3 protein-coding genes are annotated in these 1,791 nt (G+C 54.7%); all 3 read right to left on the reverse strand.

Annotated elements, in window-relative coordinates:
• A partial coding sequence (locus ABIE61_RS18735; protein WP_354412402.1) for a transposase family protein occupies positions 1 to 228 on the reverse strand: 228 nt, incomplete at its 3' end.
• A gap of 21 nt (positions 229 to 249) precedes the next feature.
• Positions 250 to 762, reverse strand: coding sequence for a signal peptidase II (gene lspA, locus ABIE61_RS18740; RefSeq protein WP_004863699.1), 513 nt, complete (start codon positions 760 to 762; stop codon positions 250 to 252).
• A gap of 3 nt (positions 763 to 765) precedes the next feature.
• Positions 766 to 1,662: a cation efflux transmembrane domain-containing protein gene (locus tag ABIE61_RS18745; RefSeq protein WP_004364974.1), complete on the reverse strand. Its 897-nt coding sequence runs from the start codon at positions 1,660 to 1,662 to the stop codon at positions 766 to 768.
• Between the last annotated feature and the right edge of the window lie 129 nt (positions 1,663 to 1,791).

Consider the following 1,791-nt stretch of genomic DNA (forward strand, 5'->3'; position numbering starts at 1 on the left):
GTATCGGCGGCGGACCACCCAGAGAGTGACCCGCTTGCCGTGGATGGGCAGATCACGATAGGGAACGTCACGCTTGCCGAACCGTACGAACTCACCCTGCACGCCGCATTCCTCGCAGGCGATGGGATCGGGCACGTCCACCTGGAAGTGCATTTCGTCGTCGGTTGATTTGCAGCCCAGTACTTGGTATTGCGGCAGGTGAAGGATGTTGTCGGGAAGTTCGGTCATGGTGTTGTATAGGCGTAGGTGTCAGTCAGATCCATCCGGCTCGGCATTGGTGTTTGCTTTTTTACCCAACAAGCTGCTGGAAACGAAAAGTAAGGCACCGAGGACAATTGCAATATCAGCCAGGTTGAAGGCCGGCCAATGCCAGTCTCGCCAATAGAAATCAAAGGAATCCACAACATAGCCGCGAAAGACCCGGTCAATCAGGTTGCCCATGGCGCCACCGAGGATAAGACTGTAAGCGATGGCTTCTCCTTTATGACGATTTTCAAGGATCAGCTTGATCAGAAAAATCGAGACCACTACCGCGATTCCGATAAAAAAGTAGCGCTGCCAGCCTCCACCATTCGCAAAAAGACTGAATGCGGCACCGGTGTTCCATAGGTGCACCCAGTTAAAGAACGGGGTCACCGAAACATACTCGCCATAGGCCATTGATTGCTGCACCAGCCACTTTACAGCCTGATCAGACGCTGCCAGCAGGCCCGATATGGACAATAGGGCATACGGCGAGAGCTTTTTGCCAATAATGAGCATTATTTAACCCTTCAACGCCAAAATGCGTCTGGCACCGTTAAGTACAATGCCCCCCGCGATGGTGCCGATAATCAGATCCGGATAATTGGAACCGGTCCACGCGACCAGGGCGCCGGCGGTGATGACCCCCAGGTTGATCACCACGTCGTTGGCCGAGAATATCCAGCTTGCCTTCATGTGCGCCCCGCCTTCCCGATGTTTGGATATGAGCAGCAGACAACTGGTATTGGCAATCAATGCGACGAATGCGATAGCCATCATCACCAGCGATTCAGGCTCACTACCGAATACAAAGCGTCTCACCACCTCTACGAGCACGCCCACAGCCAAGATCAGTTGCAGTACACCAGCAAGATGCGCGGCACGTACCTGCATTTTCACGCTATGTCCAACCGCATAAAGGGCAAGCCCGTACACCGCCGCATCGGCAAAATTGTCCAGGGATTCTCCAATCAGGCCGGTGGACCGGGCGATCAGACCGGCAGTCATTTCCACCACGAACAGAAGTGCATTGATGCCGAGCAACCAGCGCAGGGTCCCGGATTCTTGCTTAGCAGAAGCTGCCGAAAACTCGGCGGCCTTGATGGTCTCCGGATTTGCAGCGACGGTTTCCTGAAGCGAGGCGCCTAGCCCCAAGGTCTTCAGTTTCGAGGTGACGGGCTCGACCTCGCCGTCATGCACGACCTTCAGCCGGCGGTTCGACAAGTCGAAGGACAGCGCCCGAATCTCCTCAAAGCCGTTCAGGGCTAGGCGAATCATTCGTTCTTCTGATGGACAGTCCATCTTCGGCACGGCATAAACACTGACCCATCTCCCTGGCGCCTCGGAGGAGGCCTGTATATCGGTATCCGCTGCGGACGTTGCATCACCGCCACAGGCGCCACCACAGGATTTGCTCATGATACGACTCCACTTGAACAATGTTGTGGTACCATTTAAAACTATAAAGCTACTATAAGGTCAATAGAGTAAAGAATCCGTTGGGGAGGAGGCTGATGCGCATTGGTCAGTTGGCGCAGTTGGTAGGGG

It is taken from the genome of Marinobacterium sp. MBR-111, from assembly GCF_040547585.1.
GTDB classification, from domain to species: Bacteria; Pseudomonadota; Gammaproteobacteria; order Pseudomonadales; family Balneatricaceae; genus Marinobacterium; species Marinobacterium iners.

Coding starts and splice junctions, on each gene's coding strand:
- lspA (WP_004863699.1), bottom strand. CDS start 762: ATGCTCATTATTGGCAAAAAGCTCTCGCCGTATGCCCTATTGTCCATA.
- ABIE61_RS18745 (WP_004364974.1), bottom strand. CDS start 1,662: ATGAGCAAATCCTGTGGTGGCGCCTGTGGCGGTGATGCAACGTCCGCA.